Consider the following 23,592-nt stretch of genomic DNA (forward strand, 5'->3'; position numbering starts at 1 on the left):
CCCAGTTGGCAGAGCAAGTGTACTTACATTATTGAACCGCCGTATACGAGAACCGTACGTACGGTGGTGTGAGAGGACGACTAATCAACTAATGATTAGTCTCCTACTCGATTCCGCTAAAACTAAAAAACTGCATTGTGAGCAATGCAGTTCAATAATGTTGGCTAGATTTTTTTAACCAGTTCAGACTTCAAATACATACGGCCGAATCCATCAATCGTACATTCAATATCATGTCCGTCTACTGGATGGTCGAGCAAGCGAATATTCGTTACACGGGTTCCTTGCTTAATGCGGTTAGACCCTTTAAGTTTAATTTCTCGAATGACCGAGACATTATCACCGTCTGCTAAGGCTGTACCATTCGCATCTCGGATGATTTCCGCCTCTAGAGCTGCAGCATGCTCTTCTTCCGTCCACTCGTGGCCACACATCGGACAAATCATTAAGTTCCCATCAGTGTAAGTAAGATCACTGTCGCATTTTGGGCAATGTGGCAATTGACTCATACTGTATCACCTCTTTCTGTAGGATAGACTCCCTGATGATGTTATTGTACTATGGATGATAGTAAGGAAGCAATCTGAACTCATCGCATTAAGATTGACTTCATTAACAAATCACTGCATAATAGGATTTATCAAAAAATGGAGTATTTATATGAAACAAATGAAAACAATGAACCCACAACCCTCTAACCCAAAACGAAAAACAATTCGAAGACTACGCCAATTGCTCTTTTTAATTTTGTTGGGTGTCATTGGATTTATCGGGTATCGATATTATAATCTGAGCCAAGAACATAATGAGTTATTAGAAGCGGAGCAATCGTGGCAAGCGACGCAAGCATCGCTCGAAGCGATGATTCATGATCAACAAGAAGCTCTCGGCGAGCAAAGTAGTCAGCCGATTAATTTAGAGCAAGCCCTTGGGCAATTTGATTTTCAGACACCGGAGACATTTGAAGCGGTCAAACGCTTTGCAGAATTACGATTTGGACGCGATTGGCTGACAAATCAAACAACGATTGTCGAGTTACTTGAAGATAAAAATTTAATTCAAGAGAATTTTGGTTATGCATTTTTACCGGCGAATCCGTCTAAATATACTAAAGTGAGTGAATCGGCCTATCAAATCGATGTGCCGTTATTATTACAATCAGATCCGCGCTGGTCACGGGTGCACTATGGTAGTGAAGAAGATGAAACGATTCGTATTGGTGGTTGCGCGATTGTCAGTCTAGCTATGGTAGAGGCTGCTTTTGGTGATGCTTCTACGACGCCAGATGATATTTTGAAATGGGCAAAAACAGACTATTGGGTAGATCATGACGGAACGTCATGGCAAATTTTTGAAGATTTTGCTAAAAAATATGGCTATGAAATGACAGATCACGGTGATGACTTAGATGCCGCACTCGCAGCCTCAGAAGAAGGTGAGATTGTTGTGGCGTCAATTAGCCCAGGGTTCATGACCGAAGTGGGACATATTTTTGTCATTCGAGGTTATGATCCTGAACATGAAGTTGTATTAGTTAACGACCCAAACGATAATCCGGCGAATATGTTCTCCTTACACGGCGTTGAAGCACATCATTTACGTGAAGAGGGACGTAATTATTGGTCGTATCGTAAAAAGTAGTCATATCATAACATTCAAAAAACCACGGCGATGGATTTTGCATCCTTTGCCGTGGTTTTACTTATTTACCAATGTAAAATGATATCGCGATTTTTTTCGGAACTGACTAGATCGCCCAATGTATCTAATAAACTGAGGCCATAATCACCTAATGCTTCGATAAGGTGTCGTGCATGGTAAAGATGGATTACATAATCTGATTTCTCATCGAGTACATCCCATAGCGCATCCAAATTATGTCCGGTATAGCTTGGCAATTCAAGTTGTTCAATCAAGTAATGATATGTGGCATCGCGATCGGTACAATATTCTGCATTGAGATGGTAAATATTCATAATGTCACTCCTTAATACAGTTGTTCAAATGAGTCATAGTGATCCGGTGTATAGAAGATTAAGCCGTCATCGGAATAGACGAGGCGTTCGGGCCCCCGATGATGGGTGTAACCCGATTTAAGATCCGCTTCATAGTATTGTCGGCCGGACTTTTTCGGTAATAAGCCTTCACGATTTCCAAATCGATCGCCTCCAATTACATAGATAGGATCATCCGTCGTCCATTGCATGGCGTCGGCTTCTTTTTTAGTAATATAATTTGGGGGTAGGGTGCGATAGGTATTGAGATAAGCAGCGACATCATCTCGTTCATAATAATAAGCGTCTTGTTGTAGTGTTTGCTCTGATTGTGAATGAGATGGGCCTTGGCTAGGTGGAGGTGCGATTGGATTTAAATCAAGGGCCACACTCCCAATAATAAGACAGGCTATTAAGATGACCCATCGTTTGAGTTGTTTAAGTGATTTCATCGTCGGTTTCCTTTCAGAAGTAATTTCGTATTTCAAGTAACTAGGATAGACAAGAATCAATCTGACTGTCTTAATCATAATCGATTTCGGCTGAAAAGTCATCGAAAATTCCACATAACGTAGTTTGAGTGTCGTAATATTGACATATAAACTAAATTATTTTATATGATAAAAGGAGAAAAAATGCTATAATATAAGCAAAAGGAGGAATGTATACAATGACATTATTTGCTGAAAAATATCAAATTATACCCGTTGCTAAAGCCATTGCTCGTTTTCAAGAGTTGTATCCCGAAGCTATTCTAACAAAGTTTCAACTTGAATATGAAGGACCATTTCTAAAGTATGATTTAGAGGGAATGGATGCCTCAACCAAATATACGATTGATTTAAATGCTCAGACGGGTGAAACGCTCAAATCATCCGATAGACCATTGAAAGAAAAAGAAGTTGCGCGAAGAGATAGCTATGCATTAAATATTAACAATCTCCTTCCTTTAGAAGAAATTACGCAAACAGCCTTGGATGCTGTTCCAGTAGATCATCCGATTCAATGGGAATTAGATCGCAAAAGAGAGCGAACTTATTGGAAAGTTGAAGTTGTGAATCAGCAGGGGGGCGAGCTTTACGAAGCGAAAGTGGATGCCCAAGAGGGAACGTTACTCGAAATGAAATTAAAACACTAATTATAAGCAAACTTGAATGAACAGCTTATCGTTGTCATTCAGGTTTTTTTGTTTAAATAGGTTTGAGACGAAATGGATGATATAATCGTAGTAAAGAAAAAGATGAATACAGAAAGTGGAAGTGCGATGATTGTTAATTATGAACAGAATGGCCAATTACAGCCTTTCAACCAAGTGGTATTGATGAGTGGTTCGAAGCGGCGCCATGAACTATTGGCGTTTATGGAACCCGTTATTCAGGTCGCTCAAATTGATGAACGACAGATTGAAGCAACTTATCTTACGCAATATCAGTCCGACGCGTTCTTACCGCGTGTGGCTAAGACGTGTTGTGAGATCAGTAAGGCAAAATTAAGCAAAGCTTGCGAACCGAACACCTTATATATTGCTGCAGATACCATGGTGGTGGCATGTGACCAGATTTATCATAAGCCGAAAGATTTAGAGGAAGCAGAGCAGATGTTACGGTCTTATTTTGGGCAAGTACATCATGTTGTTACATCCGTTTGCTTGAAAACGACAGATTATTTGGATGTATTTTATGCAGTAACTGAAGTTGAATTTGTCGATTATTATCCCGCATTAGAACCATTGATTCAATCCTATTTAGAGACGGAATCGTCCCTCGATAAAAGTGGGGGTTATGGTATCCAAGAATTAGATCCACGCTTTGTAGCACGGATTGATGGTGATATTTATACCGTTGTTGGACTGCCCGTCGCTGAAGTAAGTCGACGAATTAATACAGCGATTGTAAAATAATTATTAGAAAAGGAATGATTAAGATGAATACATCCAATACTACGACGCAAGATGATTCAGTAAAAGTTGAACAATTATTAGCTTATTTAACCGAAGAATTAAAGTATGAATCGGATCCAATTGCATTAATGGCAAATATTAGTGCCGCGATTATGGTTTATATCGATCGATTGAATTGGGCCGGTTTCTATCTTGTCAAAGGTGAGGAATTAGTGTTAGGTCCCTTCCAAGGTTTACCAGCCTGCTCTCGGCTCCAAAAAAATAAAGGTGTTTGCGCTAGGGCATGGCAGACCGCTCAAGCTGTAAAAGTTGATGATGTTCACCAATTTCCAGGACATGTGGCGTGCGATAGCGCCTCTCAATCAGAGTTAGTGATTCCGTTGCGTTATCAAGGTGAGGTCTATGCGGTGTTAGATCTAGATTCACCTGAAACAAGTCGTTTTACGGATTTAGAAGCTGGTTTTATCCAAGTAGGCGAAATGATTGAAGCAGCACTTTATTTTGAACGATAAGCATTTGTAAGATAGTTTGATGGACCTACAATTGAGAAAGGATGAATCAATTATGGAAACAATGCGCGTTTATTCTCGTCAGCACGAGAACTCCATTTATGAATTAGCAAATCAAGGTGTAATTACGAATAAAGAAATCTACGTACGATTACACATGGCTCAAGATGCAGATTTTTTTATTCAACAATACCGTACCTTTGTCGAGATGGCAGAGAAACACTTACCGAAACCTGAGGGCGTTGAATTTCCAATTTGGACGTCGATTGATTTTAAAGGAGCTCGCCACCCAGAGCCGAATTCGGTCCTGTATGCCATTGATGTTCCGAAAGATCAAATTATTATTTTTGATGGTATGAAGTGGGACTATGTCCTGAATTTACTTTACTTGCCACAAGATGACACTGATAAACAAGCTTATTTGAAAGAATTAAAGCGATTAGGAATCGAGAGTGAATATTTCTTATCAGACCCAAAAAATCGTGGTAGATACCCTGAGCTTGAGAAGAAAATTAAAGAGAGTTGGATGCGAATTTTTGATATTACTGATTCTCATCCGATGCATTTACAAGGAAATTTATGGCAAATTCAACGTGATTGGGTGAAAGGTGTGATCCATTTTGGCGAACCCGTTGTCGAATCAGATTCGATGACATTCGATTTAGCGCAAGAGGTGGAACGTGTCCAAGCGAATCAGGCAGCGCGTCAAGGAGAAAGCCATTCATAAGAAGGGGTGGAAAGTTCCATGTCACTAACGAAAGAAATTCAAGATTATTTAGTTGAGCATCAAGACTTGGCTTATCGAGACTTTATCATTAAATTGAATCCAAGTATCGATTCGAGAGCAGTGATAGGCGTTCGAATGCCCATCCTGCGCCAGTATGTCAACAGGCTAGAATTAGACGCTGTTCTTCAATCCGATTGGTTTGGGGTCTTGCCGTATCAATACTACGAAGAATATTTAATTCACGCTTTAATTATTAATCGTTGGGAAGATGAAAGTACCCTGATTGAACAGTTAAATCTGTTTTTACCACATCTCAATTCTTGGTCGCTAATTGATGTATTGAATCCACAATTATTTAAAAAGGACTTTCCTTCGTTACTAGCAACCATTGACCAGTGGCTTGCGTCTTCAGAACCCTATACGATTCGTTTTGGGATATTGATGTTGATGCATCATTACTTAGATGCGAAGTTTGAGCCGGAAATCATAGAACGGGTGGCCCAGGTAGACCATTCCCATTATTATGTGATGATGATGCGAAGTTGGTTCTTTGCGACGGCACTGGCGAAACAATATGACGCCACGGTTTTGTTACTGGAGACACATCAACTACCGGCAGATGTTCACCGGATGACCATTCAAAAAGCCGTTGAAAGTCGTCGAATTCCTGCAGAGCGGAAACAATATTTAAAGACATTGCGTCGGAAAAATAAATAAAGGTTGCTTATTCTATGATAACCATGTAAAGTATAGGTTGTATTGATGGGGATATAGCTCAGTTGGGAGAGCGCTACAATGGCATTGTAGAGGTCGTCGGTTCGAGACCGATTATCTCCATTTTTTATTACTTAACAGTGGGTATCTAGATCAATCGATATCCCGAAGCACCTCATGTGAGGTGCTTTTTTAGATGACAAGTTCTCTGACTAGGAGATTACACTATTCCATGTTAAGCTGAAAGGAGCAGTCAAGGTTCGATAGGAAGGTGATTTAATGTGTACTGGATTGCAAATTAATTATCCGGGGGGATCTGTCTTAGGGCGTACGATGGATATCGAAATGTCCTTGGACTACCAGCTGAATTATATTCCACGAAATTATCAATTTGCGAAAGATTTATTCAATCAACCGCTAGTCAGTCGTTATCGCATGATGGGGTTAGGATTCAATGACTATATTCCGTTGAAAGATGGCATCAATGAACATGGACTGGTCGGAATTACGAATGAATTTCCAGAATTTAATCTCTACGATAAGACTGTAGATCCAACATTCGATAACAATGAGGTGACTTATTTACGTTCGCTCGACTTATTAAATTATTTATTAGGAATGTGTCGCGATGTTAGCGAAGTGATTGAACAAATTGCGACGATTCGAATTGCTCAAACAGATGCTAAAGGGCAAAGCGTCATCTCTCCGCCATTCCACTATATGTTTACAGATCCATCTGGCCGTAATATTGTTTTAGAGCCAAAGAACGGTCAATTCGAAGTTAAGGAGAATCCTTATCAAGTGATGACCAATTCACCAAAATTAGAACGACAATATCATCGATTAGAACGCTATATGGATCCGGAAAAACCTGAAGAAGCGAACGCTGTTAAAGGTTTACCTGGTGGTTATGATCCGGTCTCCCGTTTTGTGCGGGCTTATTATTTCTCCCAATTGAGTCTTAAGCCTACGAATCAATCCGAAGCATGCGCCTCCTTGTATCGGATATTAAATGTATTATCACTACCGGTCGGATTTTTGAAAAATCGCCAACGAGAAGATTATACTGCCACGCTTTATATTAGTGGGTATGATCCGAATACGAAGGAACTGTTCGTGCAAGACTATCAAAATCCTAAAGTGTATCGGGTGAGTTTTGAGGATATTGTAGATTTAGATATTTACCAAACTATCCCAATCCCACAAAATTTTAAAACGGATTTATTAATTCATTAGAAGAAGGATAACTTATGAAAAATACCATCGGACTCTATCTCCATATCCCTTTTTGTGAGAAAAAGTGTCATTACTGTGATTTTTTAACCTTTGCGAATTATGATGATCGGATTGATGATTATGTAGATTATTTAATAAAGGAAATGGCACTTTATCGCGATGAACACTATCAGCTCGATACGATTTATTTTGGGGGAGGTACGCCCTCTTATTTATCGTTGCCGTTGATGCGTCAAATTATTCAAGGCATCTATCAAAATTTTGAAGTATTACCCGATTGTGAGATTGCCATTGAAATGAATCCGGAATCAGTTACTGAAGAAAAAATCGCAGGTTATTTAGATTTAGGATTCAATCGTTTTTCGATGGGGGTTCAATCCTTTGACGATAATGTGTTGAAAGTGATGGGGCGATTACATCACGCTAAAGATGTTCAAGAAAAAGTAGCGATCTTAAGAGACCATCAAATTGATAATTTTAGTTTGGATATGATGTTTAATAATCCAAATCAATCTTTTGAGGTCTTGAAAGAAGATGTGTCAGCACTTCTGGAATTAGATCCACCTCATATTTCATACTATTCACTCATGATTAAAGATAAGACGCCTTTTGCTCGTTGGCATCATACTGGGAAGATTCAACTATCTGACGATGATGAGGAACGGGATATGTATCATTATATTCAGCAAACATTGAAACAATTGGGCTATGAACAATATGAAATATCCAACTTCGCAAAAGCACCTCACTATCAAAGTCGACACAATAAAAAGTATTGGCAATTGAAAGATTATTTAGGAATCGGCTTGGGCGCAGCTTCAAATATTGGTTTACGAAGATTTTCAAATTCACGTCGGTTTGATCAATACTTTCAAATGATTGACCAAGGCCAACGTCCAATTGTTTACATGGAAGCGATGGATATGGAAGCGCGAGAGAAAGAATATATTATGTTGAATTTGCGATTGCGACAAGGCTTTGATATTCGTGAGATTAATCGTATCTATCAAATTGATTTCTGCCAAAAGTATCAGGATGCATTAATGAAACATCAGCGATATGGGGTGATTGAAATCGAAGATGATTGGATTCGATTTACTGATTACGGTTATGATATTGGGAATCAATTCTATTTGGACATTTTATAATATAATTTTATCGAAATCTAAAATACCTATTGTAAAATGTCGCTAAGTATGAAATAGTTAAATTGAAAATAACTTGAGGAGTGGGAGCATGGAATTATTAGAACAAAAAATTCTTAAAGACGGTAAGATTTTTCAAGGTAATATTTTAAAGGTTGATAATTTCTTAAATCATCAAGTGGATGTCGAATTGATTGATGCGATGGGGAAAGATTTTGCAGAGCACTTTGCAGATGCAGGGATTACACGTGTAATTACGCTAGAAGTATCTGGGATTTCCATGGCATATACTGCCGCAAAATACTTAGGGGTACCAATGGTCTTTGCGAAAAAAATTGAATCTTTAACACTATCTGACGATGTTTACTCTAGTAAAGTAGTCTCTTATACTAAAAATAAAGAGTACAGTATTCGAGTGGACCGTCGTTTCTTGCTTCCAACGGATCGCGTCCTCATTGTAGATGACTTTTTAGCCAAAGGAGAAGCCTTAGGTGGCTTGATTGATTTATGTGAGCAAGCGGGAGCTACGATTGCCGGTGTGGGAATTGCGATTGAGAAGGTCTTCCAAGGTGGCGGACCGAAATATCGTGAAAAAGGTTACCATATCTATAGCCAAGCGATGATTGATCACTTTACTGAAGATTCGGTTGTTTTCGTAGAACGTTAATCGATTGAAGATAGGAAATGAGGTTCTTCCTTAGCCGTATGGCTTAAACTGCTTTGAATGCTGATGACTTCTACCTGTTCAAGGGAGGAGTCTCAGTTTTTTTATTTTTTGAAGAATCTTAAAAGAAAGAGGGATGGTATGCTAATTAATTTTGGAATTATTTGTGCAGTGGGTGGCGTTTGTGCATATATCGCACGAAAGATTGGGCTGCCTAGTATAGTCGGAATGATTATTGCAGGTGTCTTAATTAGTCCTTATCAATGGGGCTGGGTGAGTGAAGATGTGTTTAATTATTCAGCGGATATCCGTCAAATTGCTTTAGTAATTATTTTGACACGCGCGGGTCTATCTTTAAATATTGATCATTTGAAACGGGTTGGACGACCCGCAATCTTATTAAGTTTCCTACCTGCAGCGATTGAGATGATTGGGATTACCCTAGCAGCGGTGCTCCTCTTAAATTGGTCGGCCATCGACGGCGCGTTGATGGCAAGTGTGCTGGCAGCTGTTTCTCCAGCGATTGTCGTACCTAGAATGATTCATTTAATCCAAACGAAACGTGGAACGAATCGACATATTCCAGAAATGATTTTGGCAGGCGCTTCACTGGATGATATTTTTGTGATTATTTTCTTTACGAGTATATTAACGCTGGCAACGACCGGTGTCTTTGAAGGAGGCGCATTTTTAGCCATTCCGTTGACGATTGGTCTTGGCATTGGCGTAGGGCTCTTGTGTGGTTATCTCTATTTAATGATGATTCATCACTTTGAAATGCGAGATAGTTATCAAGTCGTAATGCTTCTTGCCTTATCGGGATTGCTGTTAGGGTTAGAGCAATGGGTTGCACCTTGGGTTTCATTTTCAGCGTTATTAGCGGTGATGACTTTAGGGATGGTTGTTAAAGCCAAAGCCGAGCTGTTAGCCCCTCAATTAGAAGAGCACTATTACCGACTTTGGGGTGCATTTGAACTATTATTATTTGTTCTAGTAGGGATTAATGTTGATGCTCAATATCTATGGTTGGCAGGACCTCAAGCGCTACTTATTGTTGCGATTGGTTTGTTATTTAGAATGCTAGGTGTCTTATTTTCGATTGCTGGGACATCGCTTAATCGTCGTGAGAAATTATTTACAGCTGTAGCATACTTGCCGAAGGCGACGGTGCAAGCAGCGATTGGTTCAATTCCTCTCAGTATGGGACTTGAGAGTGGTCAGATGATTTTGATTGTCTCAGTCATTGCGATTTTATTTACTGCTCCGCTCGGTGCATTTTTAACGGATTATACCGCACCCCGTTGGCTAAAATCAGAATAATCAAAAATGCGTCAACCGATTTTAATTCCGGTTGACGCACTGTTTATTTGCAATATTTATTTATCAATTGTTGAGCAACAAGTGAAGTATTATCATGTTGAATTTCTAAGTCGTAAGGGACATGGCGCATTTGATAACGTCGATCATAATAATGAACCATCAAGGCTTCAATGACTTGTCGGTAATGGCCTTGAGCGAGTTGTTGTTCCATATGCTGAATCGCTTCATCGCTAACATATCGATGGAGTGCTTCTAATGCAGCCTGAACTTCTTGATTAAAGTGGGAATCGTGATGTTCGATATAGTCTTGGTAGATGCGATCGACTCGATCTTCAATCGTTGAATGCACTCGAACTTGATAGGGGGAGTGGGTATAGGCTTCTCTTAAACAATTTGGAACAAAGACCGTGCCAATCTTGCTACTTTCAGATTCAACGAATACAATCTCTGATAAAAATTGTTCGAGTTGCTCATAAAGCGCGGATTCGAACATTTTTTGGGAAGGTTGTTTTCCCAAACCAATACTTCCAAAGTTAGACCCACGGTGATTGGCGAGTCCTTCTAGGTCCAATACTTGTGCGCCTTGGTTTTGTAATTCTTTTAAGATGGCCGTTTTTCCTACACCGGTGAAGCCATTCAAGGTAACAAATTGAAACATTGGGACCTTGTTTTCAATTCCTTGAATAATGGTTTGTCGGTAACCTTGATAACCTCCCTCAAGCCGATTGACCTTTTCGCCAAGGCCATTCAGCCAACCCGTAACAGATTGACTACGGTAACCGCCTGATTTGCAATACACCACAACTTGTCGCTTGGGGAGATGGCGAGTAATTTCAGTAAATAATTCAGGCAAGCGTGTTGCAATGTACTGGACACCTAATTTTTTAGCGGCCTCAACCGATGTTTGTTTATAGAGTGTCCCAATCTGTTGATGTTCTTCATTCGTGAAGAGCGGGAGATTGATGGCACCAGGGATATGACCTTGTTCATATTCTTTAGGTGTTCTAAGGTCAATTAATTGAACTTGTGGGTTTGTTTTGATTGCTTGCCATTGTACAGTTGAATTCATAACTTGCCTACCTTCAGTCTATAGTGTATTTTATTTAGCGATTCTATGGATCTCGTCAAAGATGACTATCATAATAAATACAGCCCGATGTTAATAGAACAACGGGCTGTTAATCGCTTAATATATAAGTGAATTCTAAGCGTTGTGTCTTACAAATGTTCCGGATAAATATAGTAACTTGGTTGACGAATTACATCAGCTTTTACTTCTGGTTGAGGTACTTTGTCTTCAAGTTCACTTGTTGCGACTGAACTTTGAGGTTTTGGCGTCTCGCTAACAGATGGAGCTGTTTCTTCCTCTGCTTCTAAAGTTGTTTGCTGCGTAAGTTGTGCATATTGTTCTTCAAGTGCTTGATCAGTATTATGGAGAGCATCTAATGATGCGTCGCTAGACGCTACCTCGGATTTAGCATTGTTTTTATGCTTCTTGAAGAAATACCGATAAGCAAGGTAGAGAACTAGTGCAACCGCTACTCCGATTAAGACAATGGTTAAGACTTGATTCCAATTAATATAGACCCATGAATTGAGAACTGCAACAGTGATAATGGCTGCTAGACTTCCAATAATATGAAGGGTCATTTGGGTGCCTCGGCTGAGTGAACGGATATCATAGATTAATACGAGTAACCCGAGGACAATTCCTAGAATCACGATGGAAGTGAAAGCGAAAATCTTACCCGTATTTAATGCATTAATAAACATTGTGACTAATAAGGTGATAAGCAAGGAATTACGAATTAAATTAAATACTTTTTGGGTTAAGTTCATAAAGATACCCCTTTCTAAAGGTAAGTGAAACATTATAAAGCGTTACTTCAAAGAAGCTGCTTTTTTCATAGCAATTTGGCCGTAACCAGTAATCACTTTGTAGTAGCCACTATAGGCTTGATCAATTTCGTCATCTAAAGTATACACTAAAAATGGATTGGATCCGATAGTTAATAGCTTATTCGGCGTTGCAATAATGATAACATCTTGTCGAGTCAGTCGACGTAAAACATTGGCGCTGAGTTGTTGGTTACCACGACCAAAGATATAGCCTTGACCACCCATTGGGGTAATAATGAGTTTGACCTTTGATTCGCCATCAATTGCTTCGATAATTTCTTTTTCAGCAGCATCTTTTACGAGTAATTGGCGATCTTTAATAATGTCGACCCCTAAAATCGTATGTTCGAGACCCAACTCTTGCATAATTTGAGCTGTTGTCGTTCCAGAACCTACAATATAAATGGTGTCATCTTCCATTTCATCAATAATATAGAGTGCTGCGGATTCCATAGCAGATGCGTCAGATTGAGGCGAAGGTGATTTTAATGGCTGCAGATAAGTAGGGTCTTGTGGCACTTTAAGGTAGCCATAAACTTCGATGACAATTTCATCTCGGCGAAATGCTTCTTCTTCAATATCCATTACTTCATCATCTTTGAGGGGCATGGTTGGATTTTTAACAAATTCGAGAGCTAATTTCCCAGCACTTTCAGGGGTCATGCCGTACACTGGAGAATGGATCTTAACACCTGCAGGAATACCAATCGCAGGTACTTTTGTTCCAATTGTACGAGATACATCTCGAGCGGTTCCGTCTCCTCCGACAAATAAAATTAAGTCGACTTGTTCTTCACTGAGAGCTTGGGCTAAGTTAAACGTATCATGTTGATCTGTATCGCCTGCTTCGGGATGATAAATAACTTGATAGTTGAAACCTAACTTTTCAGCGGAATCGGATCCCATCGCACCTTGTGCAACATAAAATGTTAATTGATCTTTGACAGGAAGCAATTGTTCTAAAGCACGTTGAGCTTTGATTTCTGCTTCGGGGATAGATCCTAAGCGACGTGCCTCTTCTAAGATATCGCGACCATCTGTCCCTTTAAGTCCCACACGTCCTCCCATCCCAGCGATTGGATTAATAATTAAACCTAACTTCATTTGATCCCTCCTTTATTTAGTAGATTCATTATATCATATAACCTGTAAAACAAGGGGGAAATACTTTTGAATTCATTGTGTATGCGCTTGCCTTTTTTTAAGATACATCGTATAGTGAGAAAAGAGTTTTTTTATTTGGAGGAGAGATGGTGTTATTGCATAAAAAATTTGAGAAATTTTTAGGGAAAACAGCTTTTATGCTTGAATACATTATTGCCATATTCGTAATCATTGGTATTTTTATTGGTTTCACGCAATTTACTGATTTTATTCCGGGATTATATCACGCTTCATTGGATCAATCGTATCAAGTGTTTCAGAATTTTCTAGCTTACGCATTACTTCTGATTGTAGGTGTTGAGTTAATTTTAATGATTATGAATCACTCAGCTTATTCTATGTTAGAGTTAATACTATTTGTTATTGCCCGTAAAATGTTAATTTATGCTCATACGATGATGGATTTAGTACTTGGGACGGTTGCAATCTTAATTGTTTTTATCATTATGAGATTTTTAGCGAGTGAGGGGAACTATAACTTGCTTGATTAATGGATTCTTTCTCAATGACAATTTATTAGAAATCAAAAGACATCCAAACCGTCTATTTTGTAGACGGCGTCGGATGTCTTTATTTATTCTTTAAAAAGTGCACTGCCAATTCGAATAAAGTCAGCTCCTTCTTCGACAGCGATCGGATAATCACGACTCATTCCCATACTCAAATGTTGACAAGGAGCATAGGGTAAATCCATCGCAATAACTTGGTCTCGTAGTTTACGTAAATGTGCAAAATAACGGTGTAATGCTTCTTCTGTTGCTTCATAAGGAGCCATCGTCATCAGACCGATAACGTGCACTTTTGGATATTGGGCTAATGAAATAATAAACTCTTCCAACTCATCGGGACTGAGTCCAGATTTAGAGTCCTCACCACTGACATTGACTTGAACAAAGCATTTTATGGGTTGATTCGCTCGCTTATTAATTTCTTTCGCAAGCGAAGGACGATCGAGGGAATGTACGTAGTCAAGCAGATTAATGATATCACGAACTTGTCTTGTCTGAAGGTTGCCCACAAAATGCCAATGGATGTTTTCTTTTATATCTTCTAGAGCATTGTATTTCTCTAAAAACACTTGGGGACGGTTTTCTGCAAAGTGATGGTAGCCAAGTTGATATAATTCTCGCATTGTATCGATATCGGTAAATTTCGTGACAGCGACAATTTTTGGTGTTGGGTAGTTAGCAGGGAGTTTCGATTCGACTTGTTCTATATTGCATTTCAATATTTCGATAGACAATGAAGGTGTTCCTCCTATTACTTAAATTTTGATGAGTATCTTTCTTACATTATATCAAATCACAAACCCGTTATGTCGCGAGTTTTCATAAAAATAATTAAAAATTATTGAAAAAACCTTAATTAATCCTTTTGTAACAGCTTTTATAAGAAAACGCTTTTAGGTTGAGAATCTATGAAAAATTCGCTATAATTTATTTATGAGGTTTGTGAAGTGTATGTGAAGTTATCACATTGAGATGGCTTCAAACCCTTAGCAAACACGAATATCTTTAGAAGGAGTGATTGAATGGAGCCATTACGTAATGAAGATGGATTATTCCAGACCCCAATGTATGACTACTATGTGGAGGCTGGCTATGATGTTTCTGACTTTGGTGGTTGGGCTTTACCCATCCAATTCAGTCGTATTCAAGAAGAACATGACGCTGTCAGAAATGATGTAGGAATCTTCGATGCTTCTCATATGGGAGAAGTGTTCATTACAGGTAATAAAGAGCATGTCTTAGATTGGCTAAATGGTCTAATTACGAACGAGGCTCATGATTGTGCGATTAATCAAGCTCAATATACTGCAGTTGTTAAAGAAGACGGTGGTACATTGGATGACTTGATTTACTATCGCAATGGTGAGAACGAAATTATCGTAACACCGAACGCTAGCAATCGTATTAAGATTGTTGACTGGTTTAAAGCACACAATCAAGATGATCAAGTTACCATTGATGATCGTTCATTAGATTATGGATTGATTGCGGTTCAAGGACCTAAGTCTGAAGAATTACTTCAAAGTATGACAGATTGTGATTTATCACAAATTAAGTCATATCATTTCTTAATGGATCAAACGGTCGATGGGGTAGAGCATGTCATTGTATCACGTACAGGATATACGGGAGAAAATGGATTTGAGCTTTACATTCCTTGGAATGATGCAGAGAAGTTATGGAGACGATTCCTTGAATTAGGTGAGAAATATAATCTGAAAGAGTGTGGCCTAGGAGCGCGTGATACACTTCGTCTTGAAGGTGGTATGGCACTTTACGGCAATGATCTTTCTGAAGATATTAACCCTATTGAAGGTGGAATTGGTTTTGCTGTTAAGACAGATAAAGAAGCTGATTTCATTGGAAAAGAAGCACTCAAAGAAGTCAAAAAAGATCCGAACCGTTATATCTCACGCGGATTTGAGTTAACAGGTAAAGGAATTGCTCGTCATGGAGCTGAAATCTTTGAAAGTGAAGAAAGTGAAGAGCCTATTGGCTTTGTCACTTCTGGAACGAAATCTCCTACCTTTGGTAAAGCAATTGGTTATGCTTTAATTAGAAAACCACAAGCTGAATTTGGTAAAGAAATCTTCGTTCAAATCCGTAACAAGCGTATTCCAGCGGTTATTACGAAAAAAGACTGGTTACGCCATCGCTAATTTTGGTAACAAATAATAAAAAAATATTGGAGGAATTTATAATGGATAAAACAACATTATTTTACACAGAAGATCACGAATGGATTCAATTAGTAGATGAGCACACAGCACGCATTGGTATTTCTGATCATGCTGTTGAGCAATTAGGTGACATCGTATACGTTGAACTACCAGATGTTGACGATGAATTAGATGCAGAAGATGAAGCAGGAAATATCGAGTCTGTTAAATCAACTTCTGAAATCTTCACACCAGTTGCTGGTACTGTAACTGCAGTAAACGAAGACTTAGAAGATGAGCCAGAAAAAGTTAACGAAGACCCATACGCATTAGGATGGATTTTCGAAATTAAATCTGACGATGCAATCGATACATCTGCATTCTTAACTTACGAACAATATCAAGAACATATTGGTTAATTAATATAGTAACAACTCTTTTTAAGGCTCATAATTTATTTTATGAGCCTTAAAATATAAATGTATTGATCAAGGAAGGTGTAAAATGTCAAAATTCAGATATTTACCTCATACTGATGAAGACCGCCAAGCTATGTTAGACGTCATTGGTGCGGAATCTATAGAGGATTTATTTAGTGATGTCCCTGAAGCAGTCCGAACTAAAGGTGTAATGGACTTACCACCTGCATTAAGTGAGATGGAACTCTTAAAAGAAGCAAATCGTCTGGCAAGTAAGAATACTTCTGCCACACAAATGCCATTCTTCTTAGGAGCAGGTACGTATGACCATCATATTCCAAGTGTTGTTAATGCTATTATTAGCCGTCAAGAATTCCTGACAGCTTACGTTCCGTATCAACCGGAAGTCAGCCAAGGTGAATTACAAGCGCTTTTTGAGTGGCAATCAATGGTTGCTGAGTTAACTCAAATGGATGTAGCGAACTGTGGACTTTATGATGGGTATAACGCATTAGCTGAAGCAACAAACTTAGCGTATGGCGCCGTTAAAAAATCAACGAAAGTTTTAGTTTCAAAAGGGGTTAACCCGCAAGGTCATGGCACGATTTCAAGTTATGCTTTCGGTAAAGGTTATGCTGTCGAAGATATTAACTTGAAGAATGATGTTACAGATATCGAAGACCTAAAAGCTAAACTTGATTCTGAAGTTGCGGCAGTGGTTATTCAATATCCTAACTTCTTCGGTTCAATTGAAGATATTAAAGCTATTAAAGAAGCTATGGAAGGTACAAAAGCCTTACTAATTGTTTCATCAAACCCATTAGCACTCGCTAAATTAGAAGCACCAGGTAACTTAGGTGCAGATATTGTTGTTGGAGACGTTCAACCATTTGGTATTGGTATGGCATTTGGTGGACCACACTGTGGTTACTTCGCTACAACTGAAAAGTTAATGCGTAAACTTCCAAGTCGTATCGTCGGTCAAACAACTGATGCAGAAGGAAAACGCGGCTTTGTTATGACATTATCAACACGCGAGCAACATATCCGTCGTGAAAGAGCAACAAGTAACTATTCTTCTAACCAAGCGTTATTTGCACTTGCATCTGCAGTCGCAATGACCGCTTACGGTAAAGAAGGTGTTAAAGAATTAGCGCAACACAATATTAACAATGCGCACTACTTACAAGCTCAGTTAAAAGAAAACGGATTTGAAGCATTAAATACACGTCCATTCTTCAACGAATTTGTGATCAAATTAAATAAACCTGTTCACGAAGTCAATTTAGCACTTCATGAAAAAGGCTACGTAGGTGGCTTTGATGCCTCAGCAGCATACGGTGAAGCGAATGCTTACTTATTATGTGCGACTGAAAAACGTACCAAAGAAGAAATTGACGGGTTTGTAAAAGCTTTAGTGGAGGTGGCTAAATAATGATTTTGAATGATTATGATCAATTAATTTTTGAAATTTCATCTCCAGGACATGTTGCTTATGACTTACCAACTCAAGATGTCCCAGAATATGATTTATCAAAAGATTTAGAGTCAGATTACCAACGTAAAGAAGATGCAGAATTACCTGAAGTTTCAGAACTTCAATTATTACGTCATTATACTGCATTATCAAATAAAAACTTTGGGGTAGAGTCAGGTCCATATCCACTTGGGTCATGTACAATGAAATATAATCCTAAAGTTAATGAGGTAGCTGCTTTCATGGATGGCTTCAATAATATCCATCCTAACCAAGAGCCAGAAACGGTTCAAGGTGCATTAGAATTACTCTATAACTTACAAGAGTACTTAACTGTGACTTCAGGAATGGACGCAATTTCACTTCAACCTGCGGCAGGAGCTCAAGGTGAATTAACTGCGATTCTAGTATTTAAAAAATATTTTGAGTCGATCGGTGAAGGTGAACAACGTAAATACATTATTATTCCTGACTCTGCTCATGGAACGAACCCAGCAACAGCAGTGGTAGCGGGCTATGATACGATTGAGATTCCGTCAACACCAGGCGGATTAGTAGACGTTGAAGCTTTACGCGAAGTCGTTAACGAAGAAACAGCTGGAATTATGTTAACCAACCCAAGTACTGTAGGACTCTACGAAAAAGATATCCAAGAAATCGTAAAAATTATGCACGATGCGGGAGCGTTAGCATTCTATGATGGTGCGAACTCAAACGCGATCTTGGGTATTTCTAGTCCAGGTCAAATGGGATTTGACGCAGTTCACTATAACTTACATAAGACCTTCTCTGGGCCGCACGGTGGGGGTGGACCTGGATCTGGTCCGATCGGTGTCGTTGAGAAATTGATTCCGTTCTTACCAGTGCCACGCATTGAAAAAGAAGGCGATCAATATGTTCTTAATTCAGATTATCCTGAATCGATCGGTCGCGTGAAAGGTGCCTTTGGTAACTTTGGCGTTAACGTACGTGTTTATACTTATATTCGCGCATATGGTGGCGAAGGACTACGTAAAGTATCCGAAAATGCGGTCTTAAACGCAAACTACTTGCTTGCACGTCTAAAAGGTGAATATGATGCACCGTATGGTGACTCATATTGCAAGCATGAGTTCGTTCTTGACTGCACACGTCAAAAACATGATTACGGTGTCAATGCAAAAGATATTGGTAAGCGTCTATTAGACTACGGTATCCACGCACCAACAACTTATTTCCCATTGATTGTTCCAGAGTGCTTAATGATTGAGCCAACTGAAACTGAATCAAAACGAGACTTAGACTATGTGGCAGATATCTTCTTGAAGATTGCAGAAGAAGCTAAAACAGAACCAACATTAGTTCAAGAGGCACCACATAACACACCGGTTAAACGTTTAGACGAAGCAACTGCTGCACGTAAGCCAATCTTAACCTACCGTGCCGCAAAAGCAGCCGATGTAGCAGAGTAATTTTTTCTTTAATTTATCCTCTTATGCTATTTCACTGAATAAGTGATTTGCATAAGGGGATTTTTTTGATAGACTAAGAGAATCGGTTTGTCAAACTAATTTATGGTAATTTGGCCCTTTCTCTGCTATAGTTGATGGGAAGAAATTATTGATAGATTTATAAAGAGGTGAGAACAGTTGGATAACATAAAACCAGCGTACAAATATGCTATGATGGTTGGCTTATTTATTTTAACGATTTATATTGGTGGTATTATTTATTTTAATAATTTTTTCTTACCAAATACTTATGCGGGGCCCGTTAATATTAGTCAGATGACCTTAGCCAAAGCGAAGGATAAAGTCATGGCGGAGCTGCCTCAGTCAAAAATGTATTTTGAAGAAGGCGATCAAGGGATAGGCTCGTTGTCGCTCGATGATTTAGATATTCAAATTAAGGATTTGGCTTTATTAGATCAAGCCCTGAAGAATCAACCAACACTTGGTTGGCCTGCCTACTTAATTAATAAACAATCCATAGATTTAACGGAGTCTTTATCCGTATCGGATGAAATTATTGATCGTTTGCTAATTAGTCTTGGGGTCGATAATGAAAAGCGTGAACACACACGCGATATGTCCTATACCAAAGAAGAAGATGGTTCATTACGATTTAACCCAGAATTATATGGTGACTATGTCGATCCTGCGCGTTTTGAGGGTTATTTACTTGAACAAATCGGTCACGGCAAATTACAAACAAATTTGAAAGATATTTACGATGTTCCAAAAAAAACGATGGAATCTGAAGGGTTTGAAGCGTACGCCGAAGAAGTGAATGGAATTGTCAATACTAAAATTATCCTGAAAATCGAAGATCATGAAATTACGATACCTCGTGAAGAAATTGAATCATGGTTAACGATTGATTCGGAGGGTAATGCCTATATTGATTCAGAGCTAATTGCTGATTATATTTATCGCTTAAATATGGAGTATGCCACCTTATATAATCCGTTTGCATTTAATAGTACCTATCAAGGTGAGGTTACGGTGCAGCCTGGTATTTTTGGTTGGTATATTGATAGTGAAAAAGAACAAGAATTGATTATTGAAGCTTTACATAATCATGAAGATCAGGTCAGAGAAGCGACCATTGAAGGATCTGGTTATGGCGAAGTAAATTCAATCGGTAATTCTTATGTAGAAGTTGACTTGACTTATCAAATGATGTTTATTTACCATGACGGACAACTGATGCTTGAGACACCGATTGTTTCCGGAATTACGGGTGCCGAGACAGTTCCAGGAGCTTATCAAATCTGGAATATGCAAAGAGATGCTGTTTTATTTGGTAATAACAATCTAACAGGTCTTGATTATGAAACACCTGTTGATTATTGGATTGCCTTTGATTATAATGCGCAAGGAATTCATGATGCACCATGGCAAAGTGCGTTCGGTGGGAATATTTGGACGTATGCAGGCTCTCTTGGATGTATTAATACACCGCCAGCCGTGATGCCGACAGTCTTTGAGCTGTGCTATATTGGAATGCCGGTGATGATCTTTCATTAATTGATTTTCAGTAATCTCCCGATCTAAATGTAGGGAGATTTTTTTAAAATGAGAATTGATTAATATGATCAAAATTGTTTTATTATCGCGGTTTTTAGTAGTATAATATAGTCGAAAGGAGTGGGATGTATGTATTCTTCGACAACAGAATTAGAAACTATTTTAGAGAAATTACGTAATCAAGGTATGCGGATTACAGCACCGCGTCGTGCGATTATCGATTACTTAATCGAATCGAAGACCCATCCTACGATTGAAGAAATCTACAATGATTTAAAAAACGATCATCCAGGCATGAGTCTTGCGACAGTCTACAACAATGTGAATTTCTTGGTAGATCAAGGTCTCGTCTATGAGATGAAGTTTGGTCAAAACCATAGCCGCTATGACTATCTTGGTGACCGTCATTTTCATGTTATGTGTGAAGAGTGTGGTAAGATTATGGACTTTGAGTCGAGTGACTTATCGAATATTAACGCATCTTGTGAAGAACAGACTGGATTCTTATTGAAAAAAACTAAGTTAGAAATGTATGGCATTTGTCCAGAATGTCAACGTAAGATGAAGCGTTAAACACAAAAAATACCCTCAAATGATAACAAAATGAAATATCATATGAGGGTATTATTATGTCTATAATGCAATGCGATTAAATTAACGATAGTTGAAACCAATCGCGTCTTCAATACGTGCTAAGGTTGCGTTCGCAATCTCGTTAGCTTGGATAGCGCCATGGGCTAAGATTTCATCCAGTTCATCACTTTGAAGCAATTGGTGATAACGATCTTGGATTGGTTCAAGTACTGAGACAATCGCCTCCGCCACATCTCCTTTAAAATCTCCATAACCTTTTCCTTGGTAATCTGCTACAATTTGCTCCGGAGTTAAGCCGCTAAAGCGAGCGTAAATATTAATTAAATTGGTAATCGCGGGTTGATTTTCAGGGTCATAATTGACGGCACCAATGGTATCTGTGACAGCACTTTTGACCTTTTTAATAATTTGTTTCGGTTCATCGAGTAGGAGAATATAACTTCTAGCGTTATCATCAGACTTACTCATCTTACGAGTTGGGTCTTGCAAACTCATAATGCGTGCTCCTGCCTTAGGAATCATCGGTTCGGGTTTAACGAGTAATTCACCGAAGCGATTGTTAAATCGATCGACAAAGTTCCGAGTTAATTCTAAGTGTTGTTTTTGATCTTCACCCACTGGAACATGGGCAGCATCGTAGAGAATAATATCCCCAACCATTAACGCAGGGTAGTTGAGTAGTCCGGCATTGACATTATCTTGTTTTGTCGCTTTATCTTTATATTGGGTCATTCGTTCTAACTCACCAAGGGGTGTTAAACATTGGATAATCCAAGCGACTTGTGCATGCGCTGGCACATCGGATTGAACAAACATAATTGATTGTTCGGGATCAATCCCAATCGCTAGATATAATGCCGCTAATTCTCGGGTACGTTGACGTAATAATTTTGGATCTTGTGGAACTGTAATCGCATGTTGATTTGCGACGCAGTAAATTGTATCGTAATCGGATTGGAGTTCAACAAATCCTTTCATCGCACCTACATAATTCCCTATGGTTGGTGTTCCTGTCGGCTGGACACCTGAAAATACTCTTGGTTTCATTAAACAACCTCTTTCAATTGTAATAAAGATAACAAGTTCTTCCTTTATATTCTACCATACCCGGCTGGCGCTGTGTAATTTCTATCGCTTAAATTATATTTTAATCGCAATGAAAACAGAAATTTGGATAGTTTATTATGGATTTGTTAAAATAGTGAGTGAGAGGAAGTGACAAGATATGACTAAAATTAACCCTAAAGATATAAAAAAATCCGTTGCAGATTTCTATCAACAAGTTGCGACCGATACGAATTTAGTACAAGTTGATATCAATGAATTAAATCAAGCCCTTGGTTACCGAGAGGAAGATTTAGCGTTTGTTCCGGAAGAGGCAAACACCGGGTTAGGATGCGGTAATCCGATTGATGTAGCTGCAATGCAACCTGGAGAGACCGTATTAGACTTAGGCGCTGGTAAGGGCATGGATGCCTTTATCTCAGCCAAACGTGTCGGAGAAACGGGACGAGTTATTGGGGTTGATATGACGCGCGAGATGGTTGATAAAGCTCGAGAGATTGCGACAAAACGTAAATTTAATCAAGTCGAATTTCGCTTAGGCGAGATTGAACACTTGCCGGTTGCCGATCAAACAATTGATGTTGCGATTAGTAATTGTGTTATCAATTTATCTGTTGATAAATTGCAAGTTTACCGTGAAATATTCCGAGTGCTTAAACCAGGCGGTCGGATTGCAATTTCTGATATCTCTTTAAGTCAAGAGTTGCCTGACAGTGTTATCAATAATCCGAAAATGTACGGTACTTGAGTGGCTGGTGCTTTAACTTTGGATAAGTTAGCAAATATTGTTCGCAAAGCTGGATTTAATCAAGTTCAAATTCACTATCAGCCAGTAAGTGACCCTTATGCAAAAAAATGGGGGATCGAGGAAGTCAATTTAAAAGAATTTTTATACAATTCAATGATTACAGCGGTTAAGTCATAGGGTCAATGAAATAGGTTACCTTCGCTATTTTATGAATAGTCCAGCTCCAGGTTTTAAGGATAGTTATTCCAATTAAGATGTCAAGCACAAATGAATATGTCCCGATTTTTGGGTTTTTAGCGTGTAACGAAAGAGGGTTAAAAACTACCGCGCTTCGCTCGCTT

General features: G+C 38.8%; 27 protein-coding genes, 1 tRNA gene and 1 riboswitch. Of the genes, 20 read left to right on the top strand and 8 right to left on the bottom strand.

What is annotated here, in order from left to right:
- Positions 1-164 precede the first annotated feature (164 nt).
- Positions 165-509, bottom strand: coding sequence for a zinc ribbon domain-containing protein YjdM (locus CYJ57_RS06830; protein WP_006702020.1), 345 nt, complete (start codon positions 507-509; stop codon positions 165-167).
- A gap of 151 nt (positions 510-660) precedes the next feature.
- Here CYJ57_RS06830 and CYJ57_RS06835 point away from each other — a divergent pair, with 151 nt between their 5' ends.
- Positions 661-1,641 (top strand): C39 family peptidase, encoded by a 981-nt coding sequence (locus CYJ57_RS06835; RefSeq protein WP_180764437.1) that lies wholly within the window; start codon positions 661-663, stop codon positions 1,639-1,641.
- Positions 1,642-1,706: 65 nt separating this feature from the next.
- Here the strand turns inward: CYJ57_RS06835 and CYJ57_RS06840 are convergent, their stop codons facing one another.
- Positions 1,707-1,976: a barstar family protein gene (locus CYJ57_RS06840; protein WP_101954655.1), complete on the bottom strand. Its 270-nt coding sequence runs from the start codon at positions 1,974-1,976 to the stop codon at positions 1,707-1,709.
- A gap of 11 nt (positions 1,977-1,987) precedes the next feature.
- Positions 1,988-2,524, bottom strand: a complete 537-nt coding sequence (locus tag CYJ57_RS06845; RefSeq protein ID WP_244896597.1) for a ribonuclease domain-containing protein — start codon at positions 2,522-2,524, stop codon at positions 1,988-1,990.
- 131 nt (positions 2,525-2,655) lie between these two features.
- Between CYJ57_RS06845 and CYJ57_RS06850 the strand changes: the two genes are divergently transcribed.
- The 10 genes from CYJ57_RS06850 (at position 2,656) to CYJ57_RS06895 (ending at position 10,209) form a co-directional block, all read left to right on the top strand.
- The gene (locus CYJ57_RS06850) at positions 2,656-3,132 is read left to right on the top strand and encodes a PepSY domain-containing protein (RefSeq protein ID WP_101954656.1); all 477 of its coding nucleotides are present in this window, start codon (positions 2,656-2,658) and stop codon (positions 3,130-3,132) included.
- Positions 3,133-3,234: 102 nt separating this feature from the next.
- Positions 3,235-3,894 (top strand): Maf family protein, encoded by a 660-nt coding sequence (locus CYJ57_RS06855; RefSeq protein WP_425319859.1) that lies wholly within the window; start codon positions 3,235-3,237, stop codon positions 3,892-3,894.
- 14 nt (positions 3,895-3,908) lie between these two features.
- Positions 3,909-4,406, top strand: coding sequence for a GAF domain-containing protein (locus CYJ57_RS06860; RefSeq protein ID WP_244896598.1), 498 nt, complete (start codon positions 3,909-3,911; stop codon positions 4,404-4,406).
- A 52-nt stretch (positions 4,407-4,458) separates the two neighbouring features.
- A complete protein-coding gene (locus CYJ57_RS06865) occupies positions 4,459-5,130 on the top strand; it encodes a DUF3841 domain-containing protein (protein ID WP_101954659.1) in 672 nt (223 codons plus the stop codon).
- A gap of 18 nt (positions 5,131-5,148) precedes the next feature.
- Positions 5,149-5,847 carry a DNA alkylation repair protein gene (locus tag CYJ57_RS06870; RefSeq protein ID WP_101954660.1) on the top strand — a complete coding sequence of 233 codons (699 nt, stop codon included), beginning with the start codon at positions 5,149-5,151 and terminating at the stop codon, positions 5,845-5,847.
- A gap of 47 nt (positions 5,848-5,894) precedes the next feature.
- A tRNA-Ala gene (locus CYJ57_RS06875) sits at positions 5,895-5,967 on the top strand.
- 156 nt (positions 5,968-6,123) lie between these two features.
- Positions 6,124-7,080: a linear amide C-N hydrolase gene (locus CYJ57_RS06880; RefSeq protein ID WP_101954661.1), complete on the top strand. Its 957-nt coding sequence runs from the start codon at positions 6,124-6,126 to the stop codon at positions 7,078-7,080.
- A gap of 14 nt (positions 7,081-7,094) precedes the next feature.
- On the top strand, positions 7,095-8,228 hold the full coding sequence (hemW, locus tag CYJ57_RS06885; protein WP_101954662.1) for a radical SAM family heme chaperone HemW: 1,134 nt from the start codon (positions 7,095-7,097) through the stop codon (positions 8,226-8,228).
- 88 nt (positions 8,229-8,316) lie between these two features.
- Complete coding sequence (locus CYJ57_RS06890; protein ID WP_101954663.1) at positions 8,317-8,892, top strand: xanthine phosphoribosyltransferase; 576 nt, start codon at positions 8,317-8,319, stop codon at positions 8,890-8,892.
- Between the two features lie 4 nt (positions 8,893-8,896).
- Positions 8,897-8,972, top strand: a riboswitch (Fluoride riboswitch).
- A 58-nt stretch (positions 8,973-9,030) separates the two neighbouring features.
- Positions 9,031-10,209 carry a cation:proton antiporter gene (locus tag CYJ57_RS06895; RefSeq protein ID WP_180764438.1) on the top strand — a complete coding sequence of 393 codons (1,179 nt, stop codon included), beginning with the start codon at positions 9,031-9,033 and terminating at the stop codon, positions 10,207-10,209.
- Between the two features lie 43 nt (positions 10,210-10,252).
- Here the strand turns inward: CYJ57_RS06895 and mnmH are convergent, their stop codons facing one another.
- The 3 genes from mnmH to CYJ57_RS06910 all read right to left on the bottom strand — a co-directional run bounded on the left by mnmH (position 10,253) and on the right by CYJ57_RS06910 (position 13,212).
- Positions 10,253-11,278 carry a tRNA 2-selenouridine(34) synthase MnmH gene (mnmH, locus tag CYJ57_RS06900; RefSeq protein WP_101954665.1) on the bottom strand — a complete coding sequence of 342 codons (1,026 nt, stop codon included), beginning with the start codon at positions 11,276-11,278 and terminating at the stop codon, positions 10,253-10,255.
- Between the two features lie 149 nt (positions 11,279-11,427).
- Positions 11,428-12,048, bottom strand: a complete 621-nt coding sequence (locus CYJ57_RS06905) for a DUF3021 family protein (protein ID WP_180764439.1) — start codon at positions 12,046-12,048, stop codon at positions 11,428-11,430.
- A 42-nt stretch (positions 12,049-12,090) separates the two neighbouring features.
- Complete coding sequence (locus CYJ57_RS06910) at positions 12,091-13,212, bottom strand: ATP-NAD kinase family protein (RefSeq protein ID WP_101954667.1); 1,122 nt, start codon at positions 13,210-13,212, stop codon at positions 12,091-12,093.
- 155 nt (positions 13,213-13,367) lie between these two features.
- Between CYJ57_RS06910 and CYJ57_RS06915 the strand changes: the two genes are divergently transcribed.
- Positions 13,368-13,763 (top strand): hypothetical protein, encoded by a 396-nt coding sequence (locus CYJ57_RS06915; protein ID WP_244896599.1) that lies wholly within the window; start codon positions 13,368-13,370, stop codon positions 13,761-13,763.
- A gap of 83 nt (positions 13,764-13,846) precedes the next feature.
- On the opposite strand, the gene CYJ57_RS06920 is transcribed toward CYJ57_RS06915, so the two are convergent.
- Positions 13,847-14,515, bottom strand: coding sequence for a YggS family pyridoxal phosphate-dependent enzyme (locus CYJ57_RS06920; RefSeq protein ID WP_101954668.1), 669 nt, complete (start codon positions 14,513-14,515; stop codon positions 13,847-13,849).
- Positions 14,516-14,803: 288 nt separating this feature from the next.
- Here CYJ57_RS06920 and gcvT point away from each other — a divergent pair, with 288 nt between their 5' ends.
- From gcvT to CYJ57_RS06950, 6 genes are all read left to right on the top strand, one after another.
- On the top strand, positions 14,804-15,940 hold the full coding sequence (gcvT, locus tag CYJ57_RS06925) for a glycine cleavage system aminomethyltransferase GcvT (protein WP_006702039.1): 1,137 nt from the start codon (positions 14,804-14,806) through the stop codon (positions 15,938-15,940).
- Positions 15,941-15,981: 41 nt separating this feature from the next.
- Positions 15,982-16,359, top strand: coding sequence for a glycine cleavage system protein GcvH (gene gcvH / locus CYJ57_RS06930; protein ID WP_006702040.1), 378 nt, complete (start codon positions 15,982-15,984; stop codon positions 16,357-16,359).
- Positions 16,360-16,444: 85 nt separating this feature from the next.
- The gene (gcvPA, locus tag CYJ57_RS06935) at positions 16,445-17,794 is read left to right on the top strand and encodes an aminomethyl-transferring glycine dehydrogenase subunit GcvPA (RefSeq protein ID WP_101954669.1); all 1,350 of its coding nucleotides are present in this window, start codon (positions 16,445-16,447) and stop codon (positions 17,792-17,794) included.
- On the top strand, positions 17,794-19,287 hold the full coding sequence (gene gcvPB / locus CYJ57_RS06940) for an aminomethyl-transferring glycine dehydrogenase subunit GcvPB (protein ID WP_006702042.1): 1,494 nt from the start codon (positions 17,794-17,796) through the stop codon (positions 19,285-19,287). The genes gcvPA and gcvPB overlap by 1 nt, the downstream gene beginning before the upstream one ends.
- 177 nt (positions 19,288-19,464) lie before the next feature.
- Positions 19,465-20,844, top strand: a complete 1,380-nt coding sequence (locus CYJ57_RS06945) for a L,D-transpeptidase family protein (RefSeq protein ID WP_101954670.1) — start codon at positions 19,465-19,467, stop codon at positions 20,842-20,844.
- A 129-nt stretch (positions 20,845-20,973) separates the two neighbouring features.
- A complete protein-coding gene (locus CYJ57_RS06950; protein WP_101954671.1) occupies positions 20,974-21,417 on the top strand; it encodes a Fur family transcriptional regulator in 444 nt (147 codons plus the stop codon).
- An 81-nt stretch (positions 21,418-21,498) separates the two neighbouring features.
- Here CYJ57_RS06950 and trpS read toward each other — a convergent pair whose 3' ends face one another.
- Positions 21,499-22,485, bottom strand: a complete 987-nt coding sequence (gene trpS / locus CYJ57_RS06955) for a tryptophan--tRNA ligase (RefSeq protein WP_101954672.1) — start codon at positions 22,483-22,485, stop codon at positions 21,499-21,501.
- Between the two features lie 178 nt (positions 22,486-22,663).
- Between trpS and CYJ57_RS06960 the strand changes: the two genes are divergently transcribed.
- Both CYJ57_RS06960 and CYJ57_RS07860 read left to right on the top strand, forming a co-directional pair.
- The gene (locus CYJ57_RS06960; RefSeq protein ID WP_101954673.1) at positions 22,664-23,251 is read left to right on the top strand and encodes a methyltransferase domain-containing protein; all 588 of its coding nucleotides are present in this window, start codon (positions 22,664-22,666) and stop codon (positions 23,249-23,251) included.
- A gap of 18 nt (positions 23,252-23,269) precedes the next feature.
- Positions 23,270-23,428, top strand: a complete 159-nt coding sequence (locus tag CYJ57_RS07860) for a hypothetical protein (RefSeq protein WP_180764440.1) — start codon at positions 23,270-23,272, stop codon at positions 23,426-23,428.
- Positions 23,429-23,592 lie beyond the last annotated feature (164 nt).

This window comes from Falseniella ignava, assembly GCF_002847645.1.
Taxonomy (GTDB): domain Bacteria; phylum Bacillota; class Bacilli; order Lactobacillales; family Aerococcaceae; genus Falseniella; species Falseniella ignava.

Bases quoted from the DNA above. Each gene is read 5' to 3' on its own strand.
- CYJ57_RS06830 (WP_006702020.1), bottom strand. From the start codon at position 509: ATGAGTCAATTGCCACATTGCCCAAAATGCGACAGTGATCTTACTTAC.
- CYJ57_RS06835 (WP_180764437.1), top strand. From the start codon at position 661: ATGAAACAAATGAAAACAATGAACCCACAACCCTCTAACCCAAAACGA.
- CYJ57_RS06840 (WP_101954655.1), bottom strand. From the start codon at position 1,976: ATGAATATTTACCATCTCAATGCAGAATATTGTACCGATCGCGATGCC.
- CYJ57_RS06845 (WP_244896597.1), bottom strand. From the start codon at position 2,524: ATGATTAAGACAGTCAGATTGATTCTTGTCTATCCTAGTTACTTGAAA.
- CYJ57_RS06850 (WP_101954656.1), top strand. From the start codon at position 2,656: ATGTATACAATGACATTATTTGCTGAAAAATATCAAATTATACCCGTT.
- CYJ57_RS06855 (WP_425319859.1), top strand. From the start codon at position 3,235: ATGAATACAGAAAGTGGAAGTGCGATGATTGTTAATTATGAACAGAAT.
- CYJ57_RS06860 (WP_244896598.1), top strand. From the start codon at position 3,909: ATGATTAAGATGAATACATCCAATACTACGACGCAAGATGATTCAGTA.
- CYJ57_RS06865 (WP_101954659.1), top strand. From the start codon at position 4,459: ATGGAAACAATGCGCGTTTATTCTCGTCAGCACGAGAACTCCATTTAT.
- CYJ57_RS06870 (WP_101954660.1), top strand. From the start codon at position 5,149: ATGTCACTAACGAAAGAAATTCAAGATTATTTAGTTGAGCATCAAGAC.
- CYJ57_RS06880 (WP_101954661.1), top strand. From the start codon at position 6,124: ATGTGTACTGGATTGCAAATTAATTATCCGGGGGGATCTGTCTTAGGG.
- hemW (WP_101954662.1), top strand. From the start codon at position 7,095: ATGAAAAATACCATCGGACTCTATCTCCATATCCCTTTTTGTGAGAAA.
- CYJ57_RS06890 (WP_101954663.1), top strand. From the start codon at position 8,317: ATGGAATTATTAGAACAAAAAATTCTTAAAGACGGTAAGATTTTTCAA.
- CYJ57_RS06895 (WP_180764438.1), top strand. From the start codon at position 9,031: ATGCTAATTAATTTTGGAATTATTTGTGCAGTGGGTGGCGTTTGTGCA.
- mnmH (WP_101954665.1), bottom strand. From the start codon at position 11,278: ATGAATTCAACTGTACAATGGCAAGCAATCAAAACAAACCCACAAGTT.
- CYJ57_RS06905 (WP_180764439.1), bottom strand. From the start codon at position 12,048: ATGAACTTAACCCAAAAAGTATTTAATTTAATTCGTAATTCCTTGCTT.
- CYJ57_RS06910 (WP_101954667.1), bottom strand. From the start codon at position 13,212: ATGAAGTTAGGTTTAATTATTAATCCAATCGCTGGGATGGGAGGACGT.
- gcvT (WP_006702039.1), top strand. From the start codon at position 14,804: ATGGAGCCATTACGTAATGAAGATGGATTATTCCAGACCCCAATGTAT.
- gcvH (WP_006702040.1), top strand. From the start codon at position 15,982: ATGGATAAAACAACATTATTTTACACAGAAGATCACGAATGGATTCAA.
- gcvPA (WP_101954669.1), top strand. From the start codon at position 16,445: ATGTCAAAATTCAGATATTTACCTCATACTGATGAAGACCGCCAAGCT.
- gcvPB (WP_006702042.1), top strand. From the start codon at position 17,794: ATGATTTTGAATGATTATGATCAATTAATTTTTGAAATTTCATCTCCA.
- CYJ57_RS06950 (WP_101954671.1), top strand. From the start codon at position 20,974: ATGTATTCTTCGACAACAGAATTAGAAACTATTTTAGAGAAATTACGT.
- trpS (WP_101954672.1), bottom strand. From the start codon at position 22,485: ATGAAACCAAGAGTATTTTCAGGTGTCCAGCCGACAGGAACACCAACC.
- CYJ57_RS06960 (WP_101954673.1), top strand. From the start codon at position 22,664: ATGACTAAAATTAACCCTAAAGATATAAAAAAATCCGTTGCAGATTTC.